Genomic DNA, 24,988 nt, shown 5'->3' on the forward strand with positions numbered 1-24,988 from the left:
CCCCATGGGAATGCTCATCTACGGGTCCGGCGACGAGTACGAGATCGAAGACCGCGCGCTCGCGCACCTGAAGGCCGTCATCGGGGCGAAGCTGCGCCGCCAGGAGAGCTTCTTCCTCAGCTGGGCGAACGATTCCGAGCACGGTTCCGGTCGACGCTCGCTGTGGTTGTCCCCGAGCATCCCGCTGCAGTTCCGCTTCTTCGGGAGCCGCCCGCCGGAACTCAACCGTGCGTGGCTCGAGGTCCTCTCGGATTCATCGCACACCCCCCGAGGGCTGCAGCTCATCCCGGAGTCCGAGGTCGAGGGATACCTTGCGGGGAACGGAGCGCCGCGCGACGCGGGCGCCGAGTCCCACGACCAGGATCACGACTAGGCCGGGTCGTCGGTCCCCACGAGCAGGACGCGCAGCGCCGTCTCCGGTGAGCCGCGACCGTCCGGCGGGATCGTCTCGCCGTGCGTGTATCGATCGACGACCCGCGGGTCGACGTAGCTGGACTTCGCGATCGCCGGGGTGTTGCCGAGGACCGCTGCGGCGTCACGCATGGCCTGTGCGAGCGCCTTCGAGCGTGCCGTCTTGGTCTGCACGGGTCCGGTCTTCGCCAGGCTCTCCGCAGCCGCGACGGTGCCGTGCAAGGTCCGGAAGTCCTTCGCGGTGAACTCGCCGTTCGTCTGCGCCCGGACGTAGTCGTTGATCTGGCTCGCCTGGAGGTGCCGCCACCGGTTCCCGTCCTTCCAGGCCAGGAGGCGGGCGTGCGGTCCACGGCGCTTCAGGGAGCGGATGAGTGAGGCCAGGTCGGCGTCGACGATGTCGGACTCCCAGGGCTGCCCACTCTTCGCCGGGAACTTCAGTGCGACGATGTCGCCGCTCACGCGAGCGTGCGCACCCTCGAGGGTCGACAGGCCGTGACTGCCGTTGGCCTCCGCGTACTGCTCACCGCCCACGCGCAGGGACCCGGTGTCGAGCATGCGGAACGCGCCGGCCGACACCCGTGCGAGCGGGTACCCTTCGAGCCGCAGGTCGCGGGTGACCCGACCTCGCGCGGCGGGGAGGGCCTCGGCGAGGGCCAGGGCTCGGTCGAACTTGCTCCGGTCCTGACGCTCGCGCCAGGACGGGTGGTAGAGGTACTGCCGCCGCCCGGCCGCGTCGATCCCGGTCGCCTGGATGTGCCCGTTGGCGTAGGGGGTGATCCAGACGTCGTTCCAGGCGGGAGGGACCACCAGGCCGTCGATCCGGGCTCGGATCTCCTGATCGTCGAGGAGTGAACCGTCCGGCAAACGGTAGCTGAAACCGCGCCCGGATCGAACCCGTCGGATGCCCTGGCCGTTCACGTCGCTGCGCCTCAGTCGTACCATCCGCCCAGCGTACGACGCGCTCGGATCCCGCTCGGCGGGCTTGCGCCGCGCCGTGCGCCCGTGTCAGCCGACGGGCGGCAGCTCGGCGAGGAAGGCGTCGTGCAGGCGGCCGTTCGTCGCGAGGGAGCTCCGTGTGGAGATGGTCTCGATGCCGTCGATGTCCGTGAAGCGACCGCCGGCCTCGAGGACGATCGGCACGTGGGCGCCCAGGTCGTACTCCTGCACGCCGAATTCGGCCACGGCGTCGATCGAGCCTTCGGCGAGCAGCATGTAGGGCCACATGTCGCCGATGGCCCGATCGCGCCACAGGGAGCCGCACAGGGCCAGCAGCTGCGGGATCCGCCCGACCGAGGCCCACTGCGCGATGCTCTGGAAACTGAAGGACGCGTCGGCGAGGTCGGAGACGCCCGAGACGGACAGCCGGCGAGGGGTGGTCTCACCGAACCGGATGCCCCACGCGCCGTGCCCGATGGCGCCCCACCAGCGGGCGTGCATGGCGGGTGCACTGACGACGCCGACGACCGGGACGCCGTCGACGGCGAGGGAGATGAGCGTCGCCCAGTTCGAGACACCGCGGAGGAAGTTCGCCGTCCCGTCGATCGGGTCGATGATCCACTGTCGATCCGTCGGGCCCTGCGCGCCGTACTCCTCGCCGAACACGCCGTCGTCCGGGCGCTCGGTCTCGAGGATGCCGCGGATGGCGCGTTCGACGGCGAGGTCGGCGTCGGTGACGTGCGAGCGGTCCGGCTTGGTGGAGACGTCGAGGTCGCGTGCCTCGAAGCGGCCCATGGCAATGCGGTCGGCCGCGTCGGCGAGCCGGAGCGCGAGATCGAGGTCGGCGGGGGAGACGGTCACGGGTTCGGTCACCCCTCCAGGATAGGGTCGCGCGGGCCTGATCGGACGACGCCCGAAGGGCCGCAGATGTGCCTCCGCGACACGCCGACGGGCTCGATTTCGCACCCGGGCCAGTTGGGTGCTAGTGTCATATCTCGGTTCGGAACACTCCGAAACCACGCACCTCTAGCTCAATTGGCAGAGCAACTGACTCTTAATCAGTGGGTTCCCGGTTCAAGTCCGGGGGGGTGCACCACACCAGCAACGGCCTCGTCTTCAGACGGGGCCGTTCTGCGTTTCGGCTCGATTCATGTTCGAGCCTGCGACCCGATGAAACGCTCCGGGAACGTTTCGCGACAGCTCCCGTCCGATTCGCGTCATCGGGAGGCAGCGGGGCCCAGGCATGAGACCCTGGAAGGGTCGGCAGCATGGCGGGATCGGGTCCTGCCGTTGCCGACGGAAGCCTCCGCGTGGTCACCCCACCGTGCGGAGCAGAGCGACGGTCGGACATTCGTGCCCACCAGCGCCGTGACGCCTCATCGATTCGGGTTCGATGAGGCGTCATGCCCGCTCAGGGGTCCGGTACGACGAAACGGCCGCCCACCGGAGTGGACGGCCGTTGTCGACGTGCTTCGTTGCTCAGGCGACCGAGCTGCGGCGCGCCGGCACCGGGTTGACGAGGCTCGCGTCGATGAACTCGGGCTCGGCCCAGACGGTGATGGGGTAGTGCTGCGGCTCGAGGAGGGTCCGCTCGACGAGCGTCGGCTCAGTGTCGACAGCCGCGGCCTCGGGGTGGTCGTCACCAGCCTGCGCCTCGGACGGCGCGTCGACGGTCTCGGTGACGGCGGCAGGTTCCTCGGCGACGGGCGACTCGGCGACCTCGAGGGACCCGACCTCGTCGGCGGCGTCGACCGCGGACTCCTCCTGACCGCGTGACCAGAGGCGCCATCCACGCGCCGGAGCGGCCTCGGCGCGGACCGTCACCGCTGCCTGCTCGAGGTCGATGTCCGTCGCGATCTCGTGGGCGAGCTGCTGGGCGTAGACCTCGTGGAAGATCTCGTCGCCGGAGCTCGGGGTGCGGCGCGACAGCACCCAGGCGCCGTTGGCGCCGAGTTCGCTCGCCAGTCGAGCGTGGACGAGGTCGAACAGCTGCTTCTCGGTCAGCTTCGATGCGGAGACTGGTGCTGCGTGGCGTCGGCGACCGAACATGGCGGGCCCTTCATCGAAAGCGGATCATCCGTGAGGCTGGACTGCCCTCATTGTCGATCACGAGGCGCGGAACGACGCGGAGACACGCGGGCGAGCGCCCCAATTCTCGGGTTTGCCGGGCGGACGTGGTAGCGCCGGTGGCGCGACCTCAGCGGCCGATCTCCGCCTGCTTGCTGTCGTCGATCACCGAGCTGATCGCGAGGGCGAGCGAGATGCCCCAGCTCACCCAGAGGAGGGCGAGCTTCCAGTCCCGCGGTCCCTGTCGGGTCGCCTGGAGGGCGGAGATCCCGCCGAAGACCGTGGAGATCATGCTGCCGTTGAAGAGGAATTTGCGCATGTCTTCACGCTAGCCGGTAGGGGAGGCCCCCCGCATCCGGGCTTTCCTTCGGGTTCTCGCCTGTGCTAGCGAACGCACGCTTCGCGAAGGCCAGTGAGGCCCGCAGCTGGGCCAGGCGGAGCGTGTCGCCGCCGGTCGCGGGCAGGTGGACCTCCGCGACGATGCTTCCCGACCAGTCCGCCGCGCGCAGCAGCTCGAGGACCTCGGCGACCGGCTGCTCACCGGCGCCCGGGAGGAGGTGTTCGTCGAGGAAGGCACCCCGCGGCGACGGCGCGGTCCCGTCGCACAGGTGCACGTGTCGGAGGCGGTCGCCGTAGCGGGTCGCGATCTCGAGCGAGTCCTCACCCGCGAGGGCCGCGTGGGAGAAGTCGAGCGTCAGGGCGGCGCAGGCGAGTGGGGCCGGGTCGTACCCGAAGGCGAACGGCTGAACCCGGAGCCCGCGGCTCTGGAAGCACGCCATGTTCTCGACGGCCAGCTCGAGTTCGTGCGTCTCGGTCAGCTCCGCGACGAGGTCGACGAAGGCGTGCGCGTAGCGCCGCTGCCAGCGGAACGGCGGGTGCACGACCACGGTCGACGCTCCGACGGCGGCGGCGAGCTCCGCCGAGCGCCGGAGCTTCTCCCGATGGTCGCGGCCCCAGACGAACGCGGTCCGGGTCAGGACCGGCGCGTGGATGGAGAGGATGTCCAGCCCGGTCTCGGCGGCGAGGGCGCGCAGCGCGTCGGCGTCCTGCGTCACGCGGTCCTGGGTGACCATGACCTCGACGCCGTCGTAGCCGGCTTCGGCGGCCAACTCGAACGCGCGCCGGGTTCCCAGCGGGTAGACGCAGGAGGTGCTCATGCCATGGCGGATCATCAGCGCAAGCATATGCTCGCCGTCTGAACACGCGGTTTCGCCATGCGGAACGCTGCTAGCCTGAACAGCGAACCCGAGTACCCCGGGAGGGCCATCATCACCAGATATTCCGCGCCTGACGGCGGATCAGCGTCGACCTTCGACTTCATCGTGGTATCCAACCGGCTGCCGGTCGACCGCGTCGTCGACGCAGACGGTGTCGAGAGCTGGCGGACCTCACCCGGTGGACTCGTGACCGCCCTCGAACCCGTCATGCGCGGTGCCGACGGCGCATGGATCGGATGGGCCGGCTCGGCCGACCTCGAGATAGAACCGTTCGACAACGACGAGATGTGGATCATCCCGGTCCCGCTGTCCGAGGACGAGATCGCCCGCTACTACGAGGGCTTCTCGAACGACACCATCTGGCCGCTCTACCACGACGTCATCGCTCCGCCGAGCTACCACCGCGAGTGGTGGGACTCCTACGTCGCCGTGAACCGACGGTTCGCGGAGGCCGCCGCGTCGGCCGCGTCCGACGGTGCGACGGTCTGGGTGCAGGACTACCAGCTGCAGCTCGTGCCGAAGATCCTGCGTGAGCTGCGACCCGATCTCACGATCGGCTTCTTCAACCACATCCCGTTCCCGGCCTACGGCATCTACTCGCAGCTCCCGTGGCGACGCCAGATCATCGAGGGACTGCTCGGCGCCGACGTCATCGGCTTCCAGCGCGTCGCGGACGCGGGCAACTTCTCCCGGGCGGTCCGCCGCCTGTTCGGGTACGAGACGAAGGGGGCCGCGATCCAGGTCCCGCTCGACGCGGCACTCGTGTCGGTCACGACGGACGCCGCACCGGCCGCCTCGAAGCGCGGCGCCCCGTACCGCACGGTGATCGCCCGGCACTTCCCGATCTCGATCGACAGCAAGGGGTACCAAGCCCTCGCGCAGCGCCCCGACATCATCGCCCGTGCCAAGCAGATCCGCGAGGAGCTCGGCAACCCGGAGACGATCATGCTCGGCGTCGACCGTCTCGACTACACGAAGGGCATCGGGCACCGACTCAAGGCCTTCGGCGAACTCCTCGCACAGGGCAAGCTCGCGGTCGAGGACGTCACGCTCGTCCAGGTCGCGAGCCCCAGCCGCGAACGCGTCGAGACGTACCGCCAGCTCCGCGACGACATCGAACAGACGGTCGGCCGGATCAACGGCGACTTCGGCACCATCGGCCACACCGCGATCCAGTATCTGCACCACGGGTACCCCCGTGAGGAGATGGCCGCGCTCTACCTCGCCGCCGACGTCATGCTCGTCACGGCCCTGCGCGACGGCATGAACCTCGTCGCGAAGGAGTACGTCGCGGCTCGCTACGACAACGACGGCGTCCTCGTCCTGAGCGAGTTCGCCGGCGCGTCCGACGAGCTGAAGCAGGCCCTCAAGATCAACCCGCACGACATCGAGGGGATGAAGTCGGCGATCCTCCAGGCCGTGCACATGACGAAGGCCGAGCGTGGTCGTCGCATGCGAGCGCTGCGCAAGCGCGTCATGGAGTACGACGTCGCGCGGTGGTCGGCGTCGTTCCTCGACGAGTTGCAGCGCGTGCGCGACCAGTCACCGACCATCGAGCAGGGGAGCACCACCCAGTCATGAGCACCACCGACGAGCCCACCGACACCCTCGGGGGGCTTCCCCTCGGACTGCGCGCGGAACTCCGCCGCCTGGCCGACGTCCCGAAGCTCCTGGTGGCCCTGGACTTCGACGGCACCCTGGCCCCCGAGGTCGACGACCCGGACCAGGCGCGCGCGCTGCCCGCGGCCCGCAAGGCCGTGTTGGCGCTGATGGACCTGCCCGGGACGCGTGTCGCACTCGTGTCCGGGCGCGCGATCGACAGTCTCGTGGCGGTGGCCGAGCTGCCCGACCACGCCCTGTTCGCCGGCTCGCACGGCGTCGAGATCCGGCTCGACAACCCCGATGACGCCCTCGCCCTCGACGACGAGGAACGCGAACAGCGGGAGACCCTCCAACGGATCCTCCAGGACGTCGCGGAGGGTTACGATAATGTCTGGATCGAGCGGAAGCCGGCAGGGTTCGCCCTGCACACGAGGCTCGCCAGTGAAGAAGACTCCAGGATCGCCCACCTCGAAGCACTCGCCCACACCAAGGACGAGTTCGGCGCCCTGACGGTTCGAGAGGGCAAGAACGTCCTCGAGTTCTCGCTCAGGAGCGCGACCAAGGGCGAAGCCGTCGAACACCTCCGGCGGTACACCAAAGCAGATGCCGTGTTCTACGCGGGCGACGACGTCACGGACGAGGACGCGTTCGGCGCACTCGGCCCCGGCGACCTCGGGGTGAAGAGCGGTGCCGGCGTGACCGCCGCCGACTTCAGGGTCGAAGGACCCTCGGAGATCGCGCGCGTCCTCGGCATGCTCGCGGAATATCGAAGCAACAAGGAAGCCGTAGACTCTTAAAATGCCAGAGATCGACATCAAACCACGCAGTCGTGCCGTCACCGACGGGATCGAGGCGACCACTTCGCGCGGCATGCTCCGCGCCGTCGGCATGGGCGATGAGGACTGGGACAAGCCCCAGATCGGCATCGCGAGCTCGTGGAACGAGATCACCCCCTGCAACCTCTCGCTCGACCGTCTCGCACAGGGGGCCAAGGAGGGCGTGCACTCGGGCGGGGGATACCCGCTGCAGTTCGGCACCATCTCCGTCTCCGACGGCATCTCGATGGGCCACGAGGGCATGCACTTCTCGCTCGTCTCACGCGAGGTCATCGCCGACAGCGTCGAGACCGTGGTCATGGCCGAGCGCCTCGACGGCACGGTCCTGCTCGCCGGCTGCGACAAGTCGCTGCCGGGAATGCTCATGGCGGCCGCACGACTCGACCTCTCCTCGGTCTTCCTGTACGCCGGATCGATCGCGCCGGGCTGGGTCAAGCTCTCCGACGGCACCGAGAAGGAGGTCACGATCATCGACTCCTTCGAAGCGGTCGGGGCCTGCAAGGCCGGCAACATGAGCGAAGAGGACCTCAAGCGCATCGAGTGCGCCATCGCCCCTGGCGAGGGTGCGTGCGGCGGGATGTACACGGCCAACACGATGGCGTCGGTCGCCGAGGCGCTCGGGATGAGCCTCCCGGGTTCGGCTTCGCCGCCCTCGGCCGATCGCCGTCGCGACTACTTCGCGCACCGTTCGGGCGAAGCCGTGGTCAACATGCTCCGACTCGGCATCACCGCGCGCGACATCCTGACGAAGGAGGCGTTCGAGAACGCCATCGCCGTCGCGATGGCCTTCGGCGGATCGACGAACGTGGTCCTGCACCTGCTCGCGATCGCCCGCGAGGCCGAGGTCGACCTCACGCTCGACGACTTCAACCGCATCGGCGACAAGGTGCCGCACATCGGCGACCTGAAGCCGTTCGGCCAGTACGTCATGAACGACGTCGACCGTCACGGCGGCGTCCCCGTCGTCATGAAGGCGCTGCTCGACGCAGGTCTGCTGCACGGCGACTGCCTCACCGTCACCGGCAAGACCGTCGCCGAGAACCTCGCCGACATCAACCCCGACCCGATCGATGGCACGGTCATCCGCACGCTCGACAACCCGATCCACGCGACCGGCGGCATCACGATCCTCAAGGGGTCGTTCGCGCCCGAGGGCGCCGTCGTGAAGACGGCCGGATTCGACGCCGAGGTCTTCGAAGGACCCGCGCGGGTCTTCGAACGTGAGCGCGGTGCCATGGACGCACTCACCGAGGGCAAGATCAACAAGGGCGACGTCGTCATCATCCGCTACGAGGGCCCGAAGGGCGGACCGGGGATGCGCGAGATGCTCGCGATCACGGCCGCCATCAAGGGCGCCGGACTCGGCAAGGATGTACTACTGTTGACGGACGGTCGATTCTCAGGCGGCACAACCGGACTGTGCATCGGCCACATAGCACCCGAAGCGGTGGACGCAGGTCCGATCGCCTTCGTGCGCGATGGTGATCTGATACGGGTCGATATCGCTGGCCGCTCGCTCGACCTACTCGTCGACGAAGCAGAGCTGGAAGCCCGCCGCGACGGCTGGGCGCCTCTTCCCCCGCGCTATACCCGTGGCGTTCTCGCAAAGTACTCTCGTCTCGTGCACTCCGCAGCGGAGGGCGCGATCACGGGATAACCGAGCATCTCGTTCGTGCATCTCATCGCTGAAGGAATCATCATGCCCACGGAATCCCAACCCGTGCCTCATCCCAGAACACCTGCGGCCCCGGCCGCACCGGAGATCCTGACGGGAGCCCAGGCGATCGTCCGATCGCTCGAGCTCCTCGGGGTCACCGACATCTTCGGTCTGCCCGGCGGCGCGATCCTGCCGACCTACGACCCGCTGATGGACTCGACGAAGCTCCGTCACATCCTGGTCCGACACGAGCAGGGCGCCGGCCACGCGGCGGAAGGATACGCCGCCGCCGGTGGCGGGATCGGCGTGTGCATCGCGACGTCCGGCCCCGGCGCGACGAACCTCGTCACCGCCATCGCCGACGCCTACATGGACTCGGTGCCGATGGTCGCGATCACCGGTCAGGTGTTCTCGACCCTCATGGGCACTGACGCGTTCCAGGAGGCGGACATCGTCGGCATCACCATGCCGATCACGAAGCACTCCTTCCTCGTCAAGACCCCGGAGGAGGTCCCGGCGGCCATCGCCGCGGCCTACGAGATCGCGGGTACCGGCCGTCCCGGACCGGTGCTGGTCGACATCACGAAGGACGCCCAGCAGGCCGAGGCGCCGTTCATCTGGCCGCCGAAGGTCGACCTGCCCGGCTACCGCCCGGTGACGAAGGCGCACGGCAAGCAGATCCAGGCCGCTGCGCAGCTGCTCGTCAACGCCAAGAAGCCGGTGCTGTACGTCGGTGGCGGCGTGATCCGCTCCAAGGCCTCCGAGGAACTGCTCGCGCTGGCGGAGGCGACCGGGGCTCCGGTGGTGACGACGCTCATGGCTCGCGGGGCGTTCCCCGACTCGCACACGCAGCACCTCGGCATGCCCGGCATGCACGGCACCGTCCCGGCAGTGCTCGCGCTGCAGGAGGCCGACCTGCTCGTGTCGCTCGGAGCGCGGTTCGACGACCGCGTGACCGGCAAGGCCTCGCTCTTCGCGCCGAACGCCAAGGTCGTCCACGTTGACGTCGACCCGGCAGAGATCTCGAAGATCCGCATCGCGGACGTCCCCATCGTGGGCGACGCGAAGGACGTCATCGTCGACCTCCAGTCGGCGTTCGAGTCGGCCGCCCGCGAGGTCACCCCCGACATCGCCGAGTGGTGGTCCTACCTCGACGGCCTCCGCGAGGAGTTCCCGCTGGGCTACGCCGAGCCGACCGACGGTCTGCTCTCGCCACAGCACGTCATCTCCCGCATCGGCGAGATCACCGGTCCGGAGGGCGTCTTCGCCTCGGGCGTCGGCCAGCACCAGATGTGGGCGGCGCAGTTCATCAAGTACGAGCGTCCGAACTCCTGGTTGAACTCCGGTGGTGCCGGGACCATGGGCTACTCGGTCCCAGCGGCCATGGGCGCCAAGGTGGCCCAGCCCGATCGCCACGTGTGGGCGATCGACGGCGACGGCTGTTTCCAGATGACCAACCAGGAGCTCGCGACCTGCACGATCAACAACATCCCGATCAAGGTCGCGATCATCAACAACTCCTCACTGGGCATGGTCCGACAGTGGCAGACGCTCTTCTACGACGGTCGGTACTCGAACACCGACCTGAACACCGGGCACGACACCATCCGCGTCCCCGACTTCGTCAAGCTGGCCGAGGCCTACGGTTGCCTCGCGATCCGCGTGACGAAGGAGGAGGAGGTCGACGCCGCCATCAAGCTCGCCCTGGAGACGAACGACCGTCCGGTCGTCATCGACTTCGTGGTGAGTGCGGACGCGATGGTGTGGCCGATGGTGCCGCAGGGTGTCAGCAACAGCTACGTCCAGTACGCCAAGGACCACAGTCCGTCGTTCGATGAGGAGGCCTGAGCATGAGCAGCCACGTCCTGAGCCTCCTCGTCGAGGACAAGCCCGGTCTGTTGACCCGCGTCGCCGGGTTGTTCGCCCGCCGGGGCTTCAACATCGAGAGCCTCGCGGTCGGCCACAGCGAGATCGAGGGCCTGTCCCGGATCACGGTCGTCGTCGACGTCGAGGAGCTTCCGCTCGAGCAGGTGACGAAGCAGCTGAACAAGCTCATCAACGTCATCAAGATCGTCGAGCTGGATCCGGCGCAGTCCGTCCAGCGCGAGCACCTGCTCATCAAGGTCCGCGTCGACAACTCCACCCGTTCCCAGGTGCTGGAAGCCGTCAACCTGTTCCGGGCCCGCGTCGTCGACGTGGCGACCGACGCCCTCGTGATCGAGGTCACGGGCGACTCCGGGAAGACGACCGCGCTCCTCAAGGTGCTCGAGCCCTACGGCATCAAGGAGATCGCCCAATCGGGTCTCCTCGCCATCGGGCGCGGCTCGAAGTCCATCACCGAACGCGTCTTCAAGAACTAGTCGCATCTGCGACGTATTGCGAAACCACAACCAAGGAGAGAACCACCAGTGACTGAGATTTTCTACGACCAGGACGCAGACCTGTCGCTCATCCAGGGCAAGAAGGTTGCCGTTATCGGCTACGGCTCGCAGGGCCACGCACACGCGCTCAACCTCCGCGACTCCGGTGTCGAGGTCGTCGTCGGCCTGAAGGACGGCTCGAAGTCGATCGCCAAGGCCGAGGAGCAGGGCTTCACCGTCAAGAACGTCGCCGACGCCTCCGCATGGGCCGACGTCATCGTCATCCTCGCTCCGGACCAGCACCAGCGCACGATCTTCGCCGAGTCCATCAAGGACCAGCTCGCTCCGGGCAAGGCGCTCGTCTTCGGCCACGGCTTCAACATCCGCTTCGGCTACATCGAGGCTCCCGAGGGCGTCGACATCTTCATGGTCGCCCCGAAGGGACCGGGCCACACCGTCCGTCGCGAGTACGAGGCCGGCCGTGGCGTCCCCGTCATCGTCGCCGTCGAGAAGGACGAGACCGGTGGCGCCTGGGCGCTCGCCTGGTCCTACGCCAAGGCGATCGGCGGCCTCCGTGCCGGCGGCATCAAGACCACCTTCACCGAGGAGACCGAGACCGACCTCTTCGGCGAGCAGGCCGTCCTGTGCGGTGGTGTCTCGCAGCTGATCCAGTACGGCTTCGAGACCCTCACCGAGGCCGGGTACCAGCCGCAGATCGCCTACTTCGAGGTGCTCCACGAGCTGAAGCTCATCGTCGACCTCATCTGGGAGGGTGGCATCGCCAAGCAGCGTTGGAGCGTCTCCGACACGGCCGAGTACGGCGACTACGTCTCCGGCCCGCGCGTCATCGACCCGAGCGTCAAGACCAACATGCAGGCGGTCCTCAAGGACATCCAGGACGGCACCTTCGCCAAGCGCTTCATCGACGACCAGGACGCCGGCGCGCCCGAGTTCCTCGAGCTGCGCAAGAAGGGTGAGGACCACCCGATCGAGGCCACCGGTCGCGAGCTGCGCAAGCTCTTCGCGTGGAACGCCTCGAACGATGACGACTACGTCGACGGCAGCGTCGCCCGCTAGTCTCCGCTCGTCCAGCCGCTCAGCGGCACCGAGCCGGAACGCCCGCCCCGATCCGTCGGGGCGGGCGTTCCGTCGTCTGCGGAAGACCTCAGGCCGTCGTCGCTCCGTTCGTGCCGGGCTCGAGGAAGATCTCGATGACCGGGATCGGGGTGTCGGGTTCACCGATCGGCAGGTGCAGGGTCACCGTGTCGGGACCGAGTCCCTTCGGTTGGGTGTGCTGGTTCGGCAGGTCGTGCTCCGGGCGATGCATCTGGAAGGGCACCTCGGAGCCGTCCGACAACAGCTGGGCGTAGCGCACCCGGCCGCCGAGACCGGGCAGGTGCAGGTGCACGAACGGCCAGGCGAAGACGTGCACGTACAGCCGGTCGCCCCGTTGCGTGTACCGGACGTCGGTCGGACTGCTGAACTCCGACGGGCCGCATCCTCGGATCGCCCGCTCGTGGAGCGCGAACCAGTCGGCGAGGACCTCGAGTCGTTCGATCGCGCGCGGATCGATCGTCCCGCGCGCGGTCGGTCCGATGTTCAGCAGGATGTTGCCGTTCTTCGAGACCGAATCGATGAGCATCCGCAGGAGCAGCTCCGGCGACTTGTAGTCGAGGTTGTCACGGTCGTACCCCCAGCTGCCGTTTAGGGTCTGGCAGGCCTCCCACCGGACGGGTTCGCCGTCGGGACCGACCGGCGTCACCACGGGCTGGTACTGCTCCGGGGTGGTGACGTCGCCCGGGAGTTCGAGGCGGTCGTTGATGAGGATCTCCGGCTGCAGCCCGCGGATCATCTCGACGAGTTCCTCGGAGCCCCAATCGGCGGCGCCCTTCCCCGGCAGGCCCTCGATGCCCTGCGAGTAGCTGAAGTCGAAGAAGAGGTAGTCGATCGGGCCGTAGCCGGTGAGCAGCTCGCGTACCTGGCCGTGCAGATAATCGCGATAGCGGGACCAGTCCCGGTCGGCGTTCGCGGCGAGCGCCTCGGCGTCCTCTCGTCGCGGGTGGATGCCGTCGACCGTGAAGTCGGGGTGATGCCAGTCGATGAGCGAGTGGTAGAAGCCGATCCGGAGCCCCTCGGCGCGGAAGGCCTCCACGAACTCCGCCACGAGGTCGCGGCCGGCGGGCGTGTGCGTGGACGTGAAGTCGGTGAGCGCCGAGTCCCACAGGCAGAAGCCGTCGTGGTGCTTCGTCGTGAGGACCGCGTACCGGAAGCCGGCCGCCTTGGCCTGCTTGGCCCAGGCGCGGGGGTCGAACCGGTCGGGATCGAAGTGTTCGCGGTAGCGCTCGTAGTGTTCGGCCGAGAGGCGCTCCCGCGTCTGCACCCACTCGTGGCGGGCGGGGAGGGCGTAGAGGCCCCAGTGCAGGAACAGTCCGAATCTCGCCTCGTCGAACCAGGCGGTGTCGGGTCTGGGGATGGTGGTCTCGGTCACGGCGGCCCTTCGATCGTCGAGTGGGTTCACGGCGGTGCGGGGGCAGGCTAACACGAAAGGTCGGATGTCTGCCGTCTGGTGGCCGGCGTGGGCGGGGTCGACGAGGGTGGCGCGCGTCGGTGACTCAGACGCCGTGGGATTCGGAGACCTGCACGGGCACGCCGGTGTCCAATGACGCCTTCGCCGCCAACGCGACGGTCAAGGCCGCGAGGGCGCTCCGGCCGGTCACCCGGAACGGTTGGACGTCTCGATCGACGCAGTCGAGGAAGGAGGCCATCTGCCGTCGGTAGGGATCGGCCTCGTCGAGGTCGACGAGGCCGTGCGCGGCGGCCGACCCGAGCGCGTCGACCGCGAGCGGCGGTGTGTGGGTCGGGGACGCGCCGACGAATCGGTGGGCGATGAGCCCGGTGCTGCCCAGCACCTCGATGGCCGAGCTGAAGCCGAAGGCCGGCGGGAGCTCCATGGAGGTGAGGACACGCCCGATGCCGCCGTCGGCGTAGTCGACCGTCGTCTCGATCGGGCGACCGGTGCCGGTGCGGCGTGCTGACACCGATCGGGGCTGGCCGAGGAGCTGGTTCAGTTGGTCGAAGTCGTGGATCGCGAAGTCGACGAGGGGGCCGCCGGAGCGTCGCTCGTCCTGCCACCACGGTGACGGGGCGGCAGGGGAGCTCAGCCGTTCGGCCGTGACGGCGAGGGGTGTGCCGACGGCGCCGGCGCGCACCGCGTCGTCGATCGCCTCGTACCCGCCGAAGAACCGGACGACGTGCGCGACCATGAATATCCGGTCGGACGCGTCGGCGGTGCGCAGGATCGTGTGGGCGTCGGCGAGCGTCAGGGCGATCGGTTTCTCCAGCAGGACGTGTTTGCCGGCACGGAGCGCGCTGACGGCGAGGTCCCGATGGGTGTCGGTCGGCGTGCAGATGACGACGATGCCCACGGAGGCATCCAGGAGCACCTCGTCGACCGAGGTGGTGAGTCGTGCGGCCGGTGCCTCCGGCATGGCTCTCGGCGACCGGGCCGAGCACAGGTAGGCGATCCGGTCCGCTGCACCGAGTCCGGCGAGCGCGCGGACGTGCGCCAGTCCCATGGCACCGGTGCCGATGACGGCGATCCGGTCCGCCGTCACCGCGTCGCCCCTGCGGCCAGGTCCTCGCGCAGGCGGCTGAGGGTCGCGTCGTCGACGTCCCCGCCCAGCATTCTGATGCCCAGGGCGGCGGCTCCGACGAGGCCGTCGGCGACCGGGACGAGTCGGGCCCCGGCGGCAGCCGATGACAGGCGCTCCGCGGCAGAGGGGACGGACGGGAGGAGTCCGTCGACGAGCACGCTGCCGCCGACGACGAGCGTGCGCTCTCGGTGGTCCGGATCCGGAGCCAGCACCCGTTCGACGAGGACGGCCAAACGGTCCACGGCAGCGTCGAGGATGGACCGCGCGACCTCGTCGTCCGCGGCTTGGAAGGCGAGCGGCGCCAGGCGGGCGATGGCGATGGGGGGACCGTCGTTCACCGAGCGGATGAGTGTGTCGAGTACCGGGGACCGGCGGTGGTCGGCGCCACCGGATGAGGACGGGTCCGGAGTGGACCCGATCGCCTGGGAGAGCAGAGGGGTGAGGCCCGTGCGGGGTCCGATGCCGTCGAGATCGGCGGCGACCGCGCGGATCACGCGTCGGGCGATCCAGAATCCGGAGCCGCCATCACCGAGGAGCCAGCCGGCGCCGCCCACCTCTCGGACGACGAGACGGTCCCTGATCCGTCCCGCGACGCTCCCGGTCCCCGCGACGAGTACGACGCCGTCGGGCGCCGCCGAGCCGGAGCCGTACATGCCGAGCAGATCCGGCTCGATGACGACCGGTCCGAGTCCGAGCGGTACGAGGTGCGCGTCCAGGGCGCGGCGATAGGCGTCGGACACCTGCCCCGCCTGCGTGATCACCACGGGCGACCCGGACGGGAGAGGCGACACGGACGTCGTCGTCCTGGCCAGGTCGAGCGCGGCACGAGCTGCGAGCGCGATCTGCGTGGCGGCGCTGTCCACGCCGGACGAGGTCGGATTCCCGCCGCCCGCCCGACCGGAACCGAGGCGACGTCCGGAGGCGTCGACGAGCACCGCCCGGGACGAGGTGCCGCCGGCGTCGACCGCCAGAGTTGTTTTCATCATCGTCATCATCTCGAAACATGTTGCCGTGGGCCACAACGTACTGTAAGAATCAGTTTCGCGTCACTCCAACGAAGGAGAAAAGGAATTTCCATGACTGTTTCCATCCGCACCGACCCACCGGTCGAGCACGCCACCGGCGTGACCAACCGGATTCGGTCGCGGATGCCGGAGATGTCCGGGGTCATGCTGCGTATCGCGGACTATCTGTTGGAGAACCCCGACGCCCCCCTGACCCTCACGATCGGTGAACTCGCCGCCGATTCGGGCGTCTCAGCGGCGACCATCACCCGCTTCTGCCGGATCATCGGATACACCGGCTACGCGCCGTTCCGGGTCGACCTCGCCAAGGACTTCGGTCGCAGCACCGCTCGCGACTCCTGGCAGACCGACATCGGCCGGGCGTTCGGCCCCGACGACTCGGCGCCGGACGTCCTGAGCACGCTGCTGAACGCGCACACCCGGACGCTGCGGGAGACCGCCGACGTGATCGACCTCGAGGTCATGCTCGAGATCGCCGCAGCCATCGCGCGCAGCCGGAACGTCGACATCTACGGTGTGGGCGGCAGTGCGATGCTCGCCGACGAGATGCAGGCCAGGCTGTACCGGATCGGCATCAGCACGCACGCCTGGTCGGAGGTCCACGCGGGCCTCACGAGCGCCGCGATCCAGGGCCCCGACTCGGTCGCCCTGGGCATCAGCAACACCGGGCGCACCGAGGAGACCATCCAGATGCTCCGCCAGGCGAGTCGCGCGGGCGCGCTCACCGTGGCGATCAGCAACAACCCGGACTCTCCGCTCGTCGCCGCGTCGACGCTGGCCATCATCACCTCGGCCCACGAACGGTTCCTGCAGCCCGACGACCTCTCCGCCAAGCACGGACAGCTGTTCGTCCTGGATCTGTTGTACCTGTTCGTCGCGCAGCAGAACTTCGAGCGCACGACGAAGCGCCTCGCGGCCTCCGCCCTCGCGGTCGCCCCGCACCGCCGACCGACCAAGGCCGGCGCCCTGTCCGAGACCGCCTCGCCCGTGGGCGTCTGAGAGGAACCGAATGAGCACCGCATCCACCACGAGCTGGACCGATCACCTCGATCGCTACACCGACGAGGTGACCTCGCGCCTCGCGGACATCACCCGGGCGGCACGGTCCGGCGAACTCGATCCCGCGATCGACCTCCTGGTCGCGGCCCTCGAGCGCGGAGCGGTCATCCAAGCGTTCGGCACCGGCCACTCGGAGGCGTTCGCGATGGAGATCGCCGGACGCGCCGGTGGACTGATCCCGACGAACAAGATCGCGCTGCGGGACGTCGTCCTCCGCGGCGCACGGTCCGTCGACGACCTCGGTGGTGCCGCGCTGGAGCGCAGCGGCGATGTCGCAGCGGAGCTCTTCGCGATCTCTCCGGTGGGGGAGGGTGACGTGTTCATCATCGCGTCGAACTCCGGCGTCAACGGGTCGATCGTGGGACTCGCCCTGATCGCCAAGGAACACGGCCACCCCGTCATCGCCGTGACCTCGCTCGAGCACACCTCGCGCGTCGAGCCGAAGCACCCGAGCGGGCTGCGGCTCTCCGAGGTGGCCGACGTGGTGCTCGACAACCGTGCTCCGTTCGGTGACGCGACCATCGAGGTCCAGGACGGCGTCCCGGTCGGCGCGGTGTCCTCGATCACGGCGGCCTACCTCGCGCAGCTCCTCACCATCGGCGTCGCGGCGAGGATCGCGGCGACCGGCGAGACCCCACCGCTCTACATCTCGGCCAACATCCCGGGCGGCGACGAGCACAACAGTGTGCTCGAGGACCGCTACCGAGGCCGGATCAGACGTGACGCCTGAACCCGAGGCGTCGCTGCACCCGCACCACACACCCGACAACACCACCCCGACAGCACCACACCCGGGCAACACTCGAATCACTGGAAGGTAGACCGATGGACAAGCAGCCAGCAACGCTCCAACGCCGCGATTTCCTGCGAGGAGCACTCGCGACCGCGATCCTCCTCCCGCTGGGCGGGACGCTCGCGTCCTGTGTCGGCGGCGGAGGCGGGGCGACGACCACCGGCGGACCGGTCTCGGCCGACAACCCGTTCGGGATGGCCGCCAACTCGACCGTCGACGCCGTCATCTTCAAGGGCGGGTACGGCATCGAGTACACCGAGTTCGCCGGGAAGCTCGTCGAGAAGCAGCAGGCGGGCTCGACCGTCAAGGTCACGGCCGCCACGAACATCGCGCAGACCCTCCAGCCGCGGTTCGTCGCCGGCAACCCGCCGGACGTCATCGACAACAGCGGTGCCGGCCTCATCGGCATCAACACCATCCGCGAGCAGCTCGCCGACCTGACGGACGTCATCGAGGCGAAGAACTACGAGGGCAAGGTCATCAAGGACACCCTGTACCCGGGTGTCGTCGAGCCGGGCACCTTCGACGGCAAGTTCGTGCAGTTGAACTACGTGCTGACGGTCTACGCGATCTGGTACTCGGCGGCACTCTTCGAGGCCAACGGCTGGACGCCCCCGAAGACCTGGGCCGAGGCGCTCGACCTCGGTGCGAAGGCCAAAGCGCAGGGCAAGTACCTGTTCGGTTGGGGCACCGAGGCGGCCACCTACTACCTCACGATGGCGATCGCCTCGGCGATCAAGGAGGGTGGCGACGAGGTCCGTCTCGCGCTCGAGAACCTCGAAGCCGATTGCTGGTCGAAGCCGGCCGTGCAGGACGTGCTCACCGCGATGAAGCAGATCGTCGACGCCGGTTACATCAAGCCCGGCGGTGCGGGGACGCAGTTCACCGCGGCCCAGGCCCAGTGGAGCAACTCGGAGGACTTCATCCTCTACCCCTCGGGTGGCTGGATCGAGAACGAGATGAAGACCCAGACGAAGGACGGGTTCAAGATGACGGGGGCCCCGGAGCCGACCGTCACCGCGAACTCGGCCCTGCCGTACACGGCGCTCCACAGCACCGCGGGTGAAGGCTTCATCGTCCCGTCGCAGGGCAAGAACGTCGGCGGCGGCAAGGAGTTCCTGCGGGCCATGCTGTCGAACGACGCCGCGGTGAACTTCGCCAAGACGACCTTCTCGTCGACGATCGTCAAGGACACGATCCCCGAGGACGGCTTCGGCTCGACGGCGCTCGTGTCCCAGGTGAAGATGCTGAACGACGCCGGCTCCGATGTGTTCTCGTGGAACTTCATCGACCTGTACGGGCTCAACACGGACCTCCTCGTCCTGTGGAACACGTTCCTGCAGGGCGGTTCCGACGTCGCCACGCTCACCAAGGGCATGCAGGACATCTCCGACAAGGTCCGCAACGACGACTCCGTGGACAAGGTCACTGTCAAATGACGGCTGTCGGCACACCGCTCGGGAAGGCGGGAGGGGCTACCCCTCCCGCCGCCCGGCGGCTGCGCCGCCGGGACTTCACGTTCGACCGGGTCACGTTCTTCCTGGTCTTCCTGATCGTGCCGGTGGTGGGGTACGTCGTCTTCGTGGTGTCGCCGTTCGCGCAAGCGGCGTACTACTCGTTGACGAACTGGTCCGGGTTCTCCCCGGGAATGGACTTCGTCGGGTTCTCGAACTACACGAAGCTCTTCCAGGACCAGACCTTCCTCCAGTCCATGGGCAACAGCGTCGCGCTCGCGATCGTCCTGCCGCTCGTGACCCTCGGGATCGCGTTCCTCTTCGCCTCCCTCATCACGATCGGTGGACCGAGCAACGGTCCGATCCGCGGCCTCCGCAACTCGAGCGTGTACCGCGTGATCACCTTCTTCCCGTACGTCGTGCCGGCCATCGTCATCGGCCTCATCTGGAAGCAGATCTACGACCCGTCGTCCGGCCTGCTGAACGGCTTCCTGACCGGCATCGGGCTCGACCAGTTCACGTCCTTCGCCTGGCTCGGTTCGCCGGACACGGCGATGATCGCGACCATGTTCGTCATCGTCTGGGGACTCATCGGGTTCTACACGGTGCTCTTCATCGCCGCGATCAAGGGCGTGCCGGCCGAGGTCTACGAGGCGGCACGGATCGACGGGGCGGGTCGCCTGCGGACCGCGCTCACGATCACGGTCCCGCTGATCCGGGACAACATCCAGACGGCGTACATCTACATGGGCATCCTCGCCCTCGACGCGTTCGTGTACATGGCCGCATTGAACCCCGGCGGCGGCCCCTCCAACACGACGCTCGTGATGTCGCAGCAACTGTTCACGACGGCGTTCACCAAGGGCCAGTTCGGCTACGCCTGTGCGATGGGGGTCGTGCTCGCGCTCGTCACCCTGATGTTCGCCGGTGTCGTCTTCCTGGTCAGCCGGCTCACCGGCGGCAACGATGAAGGGGTGGCGGAATGACCGTCCAGACCACGGCGACGACCGCGAACCCGGCGGTCGTCGGAACCGGCACGCGCACACCGGCCAGCCGCAAGCCGACCACGGGCGACCGCGTCGTCGGGACGGCATCGCACACGGTGCTCATCATCTGGTCGATCGTGGTCGTCGTACCGCTGCTCTGGACGGTCATGTCGTCGTTCAAGACGAGCTCCGAGATCTTCGCCTCGCCGTTCTCACTGCCGTCGACGTGGAGCTTCGACAACTACGTGAACGCGTGGACGACGGCCGGTATCGGGAGCTTCTTCCTGAACTCGATCGTGGTGGTGTTCGGCGCCCTCATCGTGACCATGCTGTTCGGCTCGATGTGTGCGTACGTCCTGGCGCGGTTCCGCTTCTTCGGGAGCCGGGCCATCTACTACCTGATGCTCGCCGGTCTCACCTTCCCGGTGTTCCTCGCGATCGTGCCGTTGTTCTTCGTGCTGCAGAGCCTCGGGTTGCTCAACTCGCTCCCGGGACTCATCCTCACCTACGCTGCGTTCGCCTTCCCGTTCACCGTGTTCTTCCTGTTCTCGTTCTTCAAGTCGCTGCCGGTCTCCATCGCGGAGGCGGCCGCGATCGACGGAGCAGGGGAGTGGCGGACCTTCTTCCAGGTGATGCTGCCCATGGCGAGGCCGGGGCTCGCGACCGTCGCGATCCTCAACTTCGTCGGGCTGTGGAACCAGTTCCTCCTGCCGGTGGCGCTCAACTCGAACCCGCAGAACTACGTCCTGACGCAGGGGATGGCGTCGTTCGCCGCCCAGGCCGGGTACTCGGTGGACTTCGGTGCGCTCTTCGCGGCGTCCGTGATCACCGTGGTCCCCGTGCTCATCGTGTACCTGATCTTCCAGCGACAGCTGCAGGGTTCGGTGTCGCAGGGCACGGACAAGTAGCGCAGCGGCGTGCGCGTCCTCGGCTCGAGCGGATCACTGGAACAATGGGTCCAATGAGCCTCCAGTCGCCAATCGCCGTCGAGATCGCCGTCCAGGACGTGGAGGGGGTCCGCATCGCCATCCGCGAGGGAGCCCAGCGGGTCGAGTTGTGCCAGGCCCTCGGCACCGGTGGGCTCACCCCCTCCATCGGACTGGTCATGGCGGCGGTCCGTGCTGCGGACGAAGCCGGGCTCAGCGACTTCGTGCACGTGCTCGTGCGTCCGCGAGAGGGTGGTTTCGTCTACTCGCCCGCGGAGATCGACGTCATGTCCGGCGACATCCTCGCGCTCGAGGCCGCGGGTGCTGCGGGCATCGTGGTCGGCGCCCTCCGGTCCGACCGGACGATCGACCTGGAGGCGCTGGCTCAGCTGCGTCAGGCTGCGGGTTCGCTCGCGGTGACGTTCCACCGGGCCGTCGACGCCACGACCGACCCCGTCCGGTCCGCCGACCAGCTGCGCGACGCCGGTGTGGACCGTCTGTTGACGTCCGGCGGCGCGCGCGCGAGCATCGACGGCGCGGAGAAGCTCGCGCAGATGGCCTCGAGGGGTGACAGCTCGATGCAGATCATGGCCGGTGGCGGCGTCACGATCGATGCGATCCCCGCCCTCGCCCGGGCGGGTGTCGACGCGGTGCACCTGTCCGCCCGTCGTCGTGCCGGCCGGGTCACCGAGACCGGCCCCGGCGGAGGGTCGCCGAGCTACGACATCACGGACGCGACGACCGTCGCTCGCGCGGTTGCCGCGGCCAGGCGCGCCGCCGTCGCCGTCTGAGATCCGTCGCCACCGAGGGGATCGTCGATCGGTCCTATCGAGCGATCAGAGTGCCACGATGACGAGGGCGAGGATCAGCACGAGCTGACCGATCAGTCGTGGGACGAACGGTACGGCGAGGCGACCGAACCGCTCGGGCTGGCGTGCGGCCGCGGCGTTCGCCGGGAACACCGCGACGAGGAACACGATCAGGCAGACCACTGCGGCGAGCCTGGTGGGTGGGACGAGCAGGCCGACGCCGCCCGCGATCTCGCACACACCGGTGACGACGACGAGCATCCGCGGTGTGATGGTGCTGTTCCGGAAGGGTCCCGGGATCATCGCGGCCATGGTCTTCGCCGGTCCAGGCAGGAAGTGGAGGACTCCCATGCCGATGAACATGATCGCGAGGACGACGGTCAGGACGGACTGCAGGAGCTGGAACGGGTTCACCAGGCAATTCTGCTCCGTCGAGTCCGGATCGCCGCACTCGGTGGTCGGCCCGGCGGCGATAGGCTGACGGTATGACTGAGCCGCGGGACGAAGACGCGCTGAGCTGGGCGGGCGACGACGATCCGACGCTCGACGCCTCGGCTTCCGGCGACCGGACCACGCTCGAGCCCGCATCGCAGGAGCCGATCACGCGTGATCGGGCGACCGCGGCGGTCCCGTCGGCCTCGGAGTCGGCCGGTCCGGTCGCGGAACCGGTGGCCCCTCCTGTCGAGGTCGACGTCGCGAAGCCGACCGATGGGGTCGCGGATGAGGCTGCCGCCGGAGAGCGCGAGCAGATGAGTTCGGTCATGCTCGTCACGCTGGGCATCTTCGGTGGGGTCTTCCTGCTGTACAGCGTCGGTTGGCTGATCTCGGCGTTCCGTCCTGACGCGGCCGTCCCGAGCGACGCGGTCGGCCGATTCATGTTCGATCTCGGACAGGGACTCGCGGTCGCCGCGGGACCCGTCTGGATGGCGGCGACCCTCTGGTTGACCCGCAGCGGCAGACCGGTCGTCAGGATCGCGATGCTCCTGCTCGGTGTCGTGCTCATCCTGCCCTGGCCGTTCCTCCGAGGAGTGTGACCCTGATGCCCTCCACCACCGCGGACCCCGTGTCGAAACCCGCCGCCGAGCGGCCCGGCTGGCTCAGCTGGTCCATCGCCGTCCTGTTCGGCCTGTTCTTCGCCTATGACGTCTTCGAGGCCGTCGGCAACCTCGTCGGCATCGTCGGAACGGCGAACGGCCTCGCCGTGCCGGTGCTGCCACTCGGCTGGGTCGTCCTCATCGGCGGCCTGCTCGTGCCGATCGTGGCCTTCGCGATCGCCTTCTGGACCGGTCGCGACCGGTCGCTCGGCGAGCAGGCCGTGCGCTACCTCGTCGCACTGTGCGTCGTCGCGGCGATCTCGCTGTCGGTCCTCGCGATGTTCGGCGCCCAGCAGTTGATCGACCTCTCCGTCTGACCCGGCCGCCGCCTCGTCACACGACGAAGCGCCCGGTGCGCCTCCGATAGGCTTGCGATGGCCGCCGGACACCGACGCGCTGCCCACCCCACTGCTACTGCGAAGGAACCGTTCCGTGTCGAAACCGGTCGTACTGATCGCCGAAGAACTCTCACCAGCCACCGTCGACGCCCTCGGGCCCGACTTCGACGTGCGCTCCGTCGACGGGACGGACCGCCCGGCTCTGCTCGCGGCGATCGCCGACGCCGACGCCATCCTGGTCCGATCCGCGACCAAGGTCGACGAAGAGGCCATCCAGGCGGCCACCCGGTTGAAAGTCGTCGCGCGCGCGGGTGTCGGTCTCGACAACGTCGACATCAAGGCGGCCACGACGGCCGGCGTCATGGTCGTCAACGCACCGACGTCGAACATCATCTCCGCGGCCGAGCTCACCGTCGGGCACATCCTGAGCCTCGCCCGCCACATCCCGGCCGCGCACGCCGCGCTCGCCCAGGGGCAGTGGAAGCGGTCCAAGTACACGGGTACCGAGCTGTACGAGAAGACCATCGGCATCATCGGCCTCGGCCGTATCGGTGCCCTCATCACGGCCCGTCTGCAGGCCTTCGGCACGAACGTCATCGCGTACGACCCCTACATCACGTCCGCTCGTGCGCAGCAGCTCGGGGTGCAGCTGGTCACGCTCGACGAGCTGCTGGCGCAGTCCGACTTCATCACGATCCACATGCCGAAGACGCCGGAGACGACGGGCATGATCGCCGGCCCGCAGTTCGCGCTCATGAAGCCGACGGCCTACGTCGTCAACGTCGCCCGCGGCGGCCTGATCGACGAGGATGCGCTGTACGAAGCGCTGTCGAAACATGTCATCGCCGGTGCCGGCCTCGACGTCTTCGTCAGCGAACCGCCCACCGACACGAAGCTGCTCGGGCTCGAGAACGTGATCGTGACGCCGCACCTCGGTGCCTCCACCGATGAGGCGCAGGAGAAGGCCGGCGTCTCGGTCGCCAAGTCCGTGCGCCTCGCGCTCGGCGGCGAACTCGTCCCGGACGCGGTCAACGTCGCCGGCGGTGTGATCGACCCCTACGTCCGTCCCGGCATCCCGCTCGTCGAGAAGCTCGGTCAGGTCTTCGCCGCGCTGTCGACCTCGTCGCTCACGAGCGTCGACGTCGAGGTCCACGGCGAGCTGAGCGGGTACGACGTCAGCGTCCTGAAGCTGGCCGCGCTCAAGGGGATCTTCACGAACATCGTCAGCGAGACGGTCTCGTACGTGAACGCTCCGCTGCTCGCCGAGCAGCGCGGTGTCGTCACGCGCCTGCTCACCGACGAGGTGAGCGAGGAGTACCGCAACGTCATCACGCTGCGCGGAGCTCTCAGCGACGGATCGCAGATCTCGGTGTCGGGCACGCTGACGGGCACGAAGCAGACCGAGAAGATCGTCGAGATCAACGGCTACGACGTCGAGGTGCCGTTCGCGAAGCACCACATCGTGATGGTCTACACCGACCGGCCCGGCATCGTGGCCGTCTACGGTCAGCGTTTCGGCGAGGCGGGCATCAACATCGCGGGCATGCAGATCGCCCGTCACGAGGCCGGCGGCCCTGCGCTGAGCGTGCTGACGGTCGACTCACCGGTCGCAGACGACGTCCTCGAGGTCATCCGCGAGACGATCGACGCGACGCTGCTCCGCGAGATCGACATCACCGAGCAGTAGCCCGACCGCCGCTGCGACCCGATGCCCCGTGCCGACCGGTGCGGGGCATCGGGTCGCTAGGTCGAGACGCCGACGCCG

Annotated in this window: 25 protein-coding genes and 1 tRNA gene; 17 read left to right on the top strand and 9 right to left on the bottom strand. The window is 68.5% G+C overall.

The window, feature by feature from the left end; all coding sequences use genetic code 11:
* Positions 1–4 precede the first annotated feature (4 nt).
* Positions 5–373, top strand: a complete 369-nt coding sequence (locus tag A4X17_RS13730) for a hypothetical protein (protein ID WP_064296239.1) — start codon at positions 5–7, stop codon at positions 371–373.
* Here the strand turns inward: A4X17_RS13730 and A4X17_RS13735 are convergent.
* Entirely contained in the window at positions 370–1,353 is a 984-nt protein-coding gene (locus tag A4X17_RS13735) for a DNA topoisomerase IB (RefSeq protein ID WP_064296240.1), read from the bottom strand. The two genes, A4X17_RS13730 and A4X17_RS13735, sit on opposite strands and share 4 nt — an antisense overlap.
* Before the next feature lie 63 nt (positions 1,354–1,416).
* Positions 1,417–2,220 (bottom strand): inositol monophosphatase family protein, encoded by an 804-nt coding sequence (locus A4X17_RS13740; protein WP_064296241.1) that lies wholly within the window; start codon positions 2,218–2,220, stop codon positions 1,417–1,419.
* Positions 2,221–2,367: 147 nt separating this feature from the next.
* On the opposite strand from A4X17_RS13740, the gene A4X17_RS13745 reads away from it, so the two are divergent.
* Positions 2,368–2,443: transfer RNA gene (locus tag A4X17_RS13745), tRNA-Lys, on the top strand.
* A gap of 383 nt (positions 2,444–2,826) precedes the next feature.
* Here A4X17_RS13745 and A4X17_RS13750 read toward each other — a convergent pair.
* The 3 genes from A4X17_RS13750 to A4X17_RS13760 all read right to left on the bottom strand — a co-directional run bounded on the left by A4X17_RS13750 (position 2,827) and on the right by A4X17_RS13760 (position 4,586).
* Positions 2,827–3,396 carry a hypothetical protein gene (locus tag A4X17_RS13750; RefSeq protein WP_064296242.1) on the bottom strand — a complete coding sequence of 190 codons (570 nt, stop codon included), beginning with the start codon at positions 3,394–3,396 and terminating at the stop codon, positions 2,827–2,829.
* Between the two features lie 148 nt (positions 3,397–3,544).
* Positions 3,545–3,733, bottom strand: coding sequence for a hypothetical protein (locus tag A4X17_RS13755; protein WP_064296243.1), 189 nt, complete (start codon positions 3,731–3,733; stop codon positions 3,545–3,547).
* Positions 3,734–3,737: 4 nt separating this feature from the next.
* The gene (locus A4X17_RS13760; RefSeq protein ID WP_197479087.1) at positions 3,738–4,586 is read right to left on the bottom strand and encodes a sugar phosphate isomerase/epimerase; all 849 of its coding nucleotides are present in this window, start codon (positions 4,584–4,586) and stop codon (positions 3,738–3,740) included.
* A gap of 42 nt (positions 4,587–4,628) precedes the next feature.
* Between A4X17_RS13760 and otsA the strand changes: the two genes are divergently transcribed.
* From otsA to ilvC, 6 genes are read left to right on the top strand one after another with little or no spacing between them, the layout of a single operon-like run.
* Positions 4,629–6,212, top strand: coding sequence for an alpha,alpha-trehalose-phosphate synthase (UDP-forming) (gene otsA / locus A4X17_RS13765; RefSeq protein WP_082916177.1), 1,584 nt, complete (start codon positions 4,629–4,631; stop codon positions 6,210–6,212).
* The gene (gene otsB, locus A4X17_RS13770; RefSeq protein ID WP_064296245.1) at positions 6,209–7,030 is read left to right on the top strand and encodes a trehalose-phosphatase; all 822 of its coding nucleotides are present in this window, start codon (positions 6,209–6,211) and stop codon (positions 7,028–7,030) included. The genes otsA and otsB overlap by 4 nt, the downstream gene beginning before the upstream one ends.
* Before the next feature lies 1 nt (position 7,031).
* A complete protein-coding gene (gene ilvD, locus A4X17_RS13775; RefSeq protein ID WP_064296246.1) occupies positions 7,032–8,726 on the top strand; it encodes a dihydroxy-acid dehydratase in 1,695 nt (564 codons plus the stop codon).
* Between the two features lie 42 nt (positions 8,727–8,768).
* Entirely contained in the window at positions 8,769–10,574 is a 1,806-nt protein-coding gene (locus A4X17_RS13780) for an acetolactate synthase large subunit (RefSeq protein ID WP_064296247.1), read from the top strand.
* 2 nt (positions 10,575–10,576) lie between these two features.
* Complete coding sequence (gene ilvN, locus A4X17_RS13785; protein WP_064296248.1) at positions 10,577–11,086, top strand: acetolactate synthase small subunit; 510 nt, start codon at positions 10,577–10,579, stop codon at positions 11,084–11,086.
* Positions 11,087–11,134: 48 nt separating this feature from the next.
* Positions 11,135–12,163, top strand: coding sequence for a ketol-acid reductoisomerase (ilvC, locus tag A4X17_RS13790; RefSeq protein ID WP_064296249.1), 1,029 nt, complete (start codon positions 11,135–11,137; stop codon positions 12,161–12,163).
* Positions 12,164–12,251: 88 nt separating this feature from the next.
* Here the strand turns inward: ilvC and A4X17_RS13795 are convergent, their stop codons facing one another.
* The 3 genes from A4X17_RS13795 to A4X17_RS13805 all read right to left on the bottom strand — a co-directional run bounded on the left by A4X17_RS13795 (position 12,252) and on the right by A4X17_RS13805 (position 15,722).
* Complete coding sequence (locus A4X17_RS13795; RefSeq protein WP_231884397.1) at positions 12,252–13,574, bottom strand: alpha-L-fucosidase; 1,323 nt, start codon at positions 13,572–13,574, stop codon at positions 12,252–12,254.
* Between the two features lie 124 nt (positions 13,575–13,698).
* On the bottom strand, positions 13,699–14,700 hold the full coding sequence (locus tag A4X17_RS13800) for a Gfo/Idh/MocA family protein (RefSeq protein ID WP_082916178.1): 1,002 nt from the start codon (positions 14,698–14,700) through the stop codon (positions 13,699–13,701).
* Positions 14,697–15,722 carry an N-acetylglucosamine kinase gene (locus A4X17_RS13805; protein WP_175484374.1) on the bottom strand — a complete coding sequence of 342 codons (1,026 nt, stop codon included), beginning with the start codon at positions 15,720–15,722 and terminating at the stop codon, positions 14,697–14,699. The genes A4X17_RS13800 and A4X17_RS13805 overlap by 4 nt, the downstream gene beginning before the upstream one ends.
* 93 nt (positions 15,723–15,815) lie before the next feature.
* On the opposite strand from A4X17_RS13805, the gene A4X17_RS13810 reads away from it, so the two are divergent.
* From A4X17_RS13810 to A4X17_RS13835, 6 genes are all read left to right on the top strand, one after another.
* Positions 15,816–16,763, top strand: coding sequence for a MurR/RpiR family transcriptional regulator (locus tag A4X17_RS13810; protein ID WP_082916179.1), 948 nt, complete (start codon positions 15,816–15,818; stop codon positions 16,761–16,763).
* Between the two features lie 10 nt (positions 16,764–16,773).
* Positions 16,774–17,553 carry a sugar isomerase domain-containing protein gene (locus A4X17_RS13815; RefSeq protein ID WP_064296251.1) on the top strand — a complete coding sequence of 260 codons (780 nt, stop codon included), beginning with the start codon at positions 16,774–16,776 and terminating at the stop codon, positions 17,551–17,553.
* Between the two features lie 95 nt (positions 17,554–17,648).
* Positions 17,649–19,055: an N-acetylglucosamine/diacetylchitobiose ABC transporter substrate-binding protein gene (ngcE, locus tag A4X17_RS13820; protein ID WP_064296252.1), complete on the top strand. Its 1,407-nt coding sequence runs from the start codon at positions 17,649–17,651 to the stop codon at positions 19,053–19,055.
* A complete protein-coding gene (locus A4X17_RS13825) occupies positions 19,052–20,056 on the top strand; it encodes a carbohydrate ABC transporter permease (RefSeq protein WP_064296253.1) in 1,005 nt (334 codons plus the stop codon). The genes ngcE and A4X17_RS13825 overlap by 4 nt, the downstream gene beginning before the upstream one ends.
* Positions 20,053–20,964 carry a carbohydrate ABC transporter permease gene (locus tag A4X17_RS13830; RefSeq protein WP_064296254.1) on the top strand — a complete coding sequence of 304 codons (912 nt, stop codon included), beginning with the start codon at positions 20,053–20,055 and terminating at the stop codon, positions 20,962–20,964. The genes A4X17_RS13825 and A4X17_RS13830 overlap by 4 nt, the downstream gene beginning before the upstream one ends.
* A 53-nt stretch (positions 20,965–21,017) precedes the next feature.
* Positions 21,018–21,773, top strand: coding sequence for a copper homeostasis protein CutC (locus A4X17_RS13835; RefSeq protein WP_064296255.1), 756 nt, complete (start codon positions 21,018–21,020; stop codon positions 21,771–21,773).
* A 45-nt stretch (positions 21,774–21,818) separates the two neighbouring features.
* On the opposite strand, the gene A4X17_RS13840 is transcribed toward A4X17_RS13835, so the two are convergent.
* Complete coding sequence (locus A4X17_RS13840) at positions 21,819–22,205, bottom strand: DoxX family protein (protein WP_231884398.1); 387 nt, start codon at positions 22,203–22,205, stop codon at positions 21,819–21,821.
* A 71-nt stretch (positions 22,206–22,276) separates the two neighbouring features.
* On the opposite strand from A4X17_RS13840, the gene A4X17_RS13845 reads away from it, so the two are divergent.
* The 3 genes from A4X17_RS13845 (at position 22,277) to serA (ending at position 24,910) form a co-directional block, all read left to right on the top strand.
* Complete coding sequence (locus tag A4X17_RS13845) at positions 22,277–22,825, top strand: DNA polymerase III subunit gamma/tau (protein WP_197479093.1); 549 nt, start codon at positions 22,277–22,279, stop codon at positions 22,823–22,825.
* Between the two features lie 5 nt (positions 22,826–22,830).
* Positions 22,831–23,202 (top strand): hypothetical protein, encoded by a 372-nt coding sequence (locus A4X17_RS13850; protein WP_082916181.1) that lies wholly within the window; start codon positions 22,831–22,833, stop codon positions 23,200–23,202.
* Between the two features lie 115 nt (positions 23,203–23,317).
* The gene (gene serA / locus A4X17_RS13855; protein WP_064296257.1) at positions 23,318–24,910 is read left to right on the top strand and encodes a phosphoglycerate dehydrogenase; all 1,593 of its coding nucleotides are present in this window, start codon (positions 23,318–23,320) and stop codon (positions 24,908–24,910) included.
* Positions 24,911–24,988 lie beyond the last annotated feature (78 nt).

Source organism: Plantibacter sp. H53, from assembly GCF_001650455.1.
Classification (GTDB): Bacteria; Actinomycetota; Actinomycetes; order Actinomycetales; family Microbacteriaceae; genus Plantibacter; species Plantibacter flavus_A.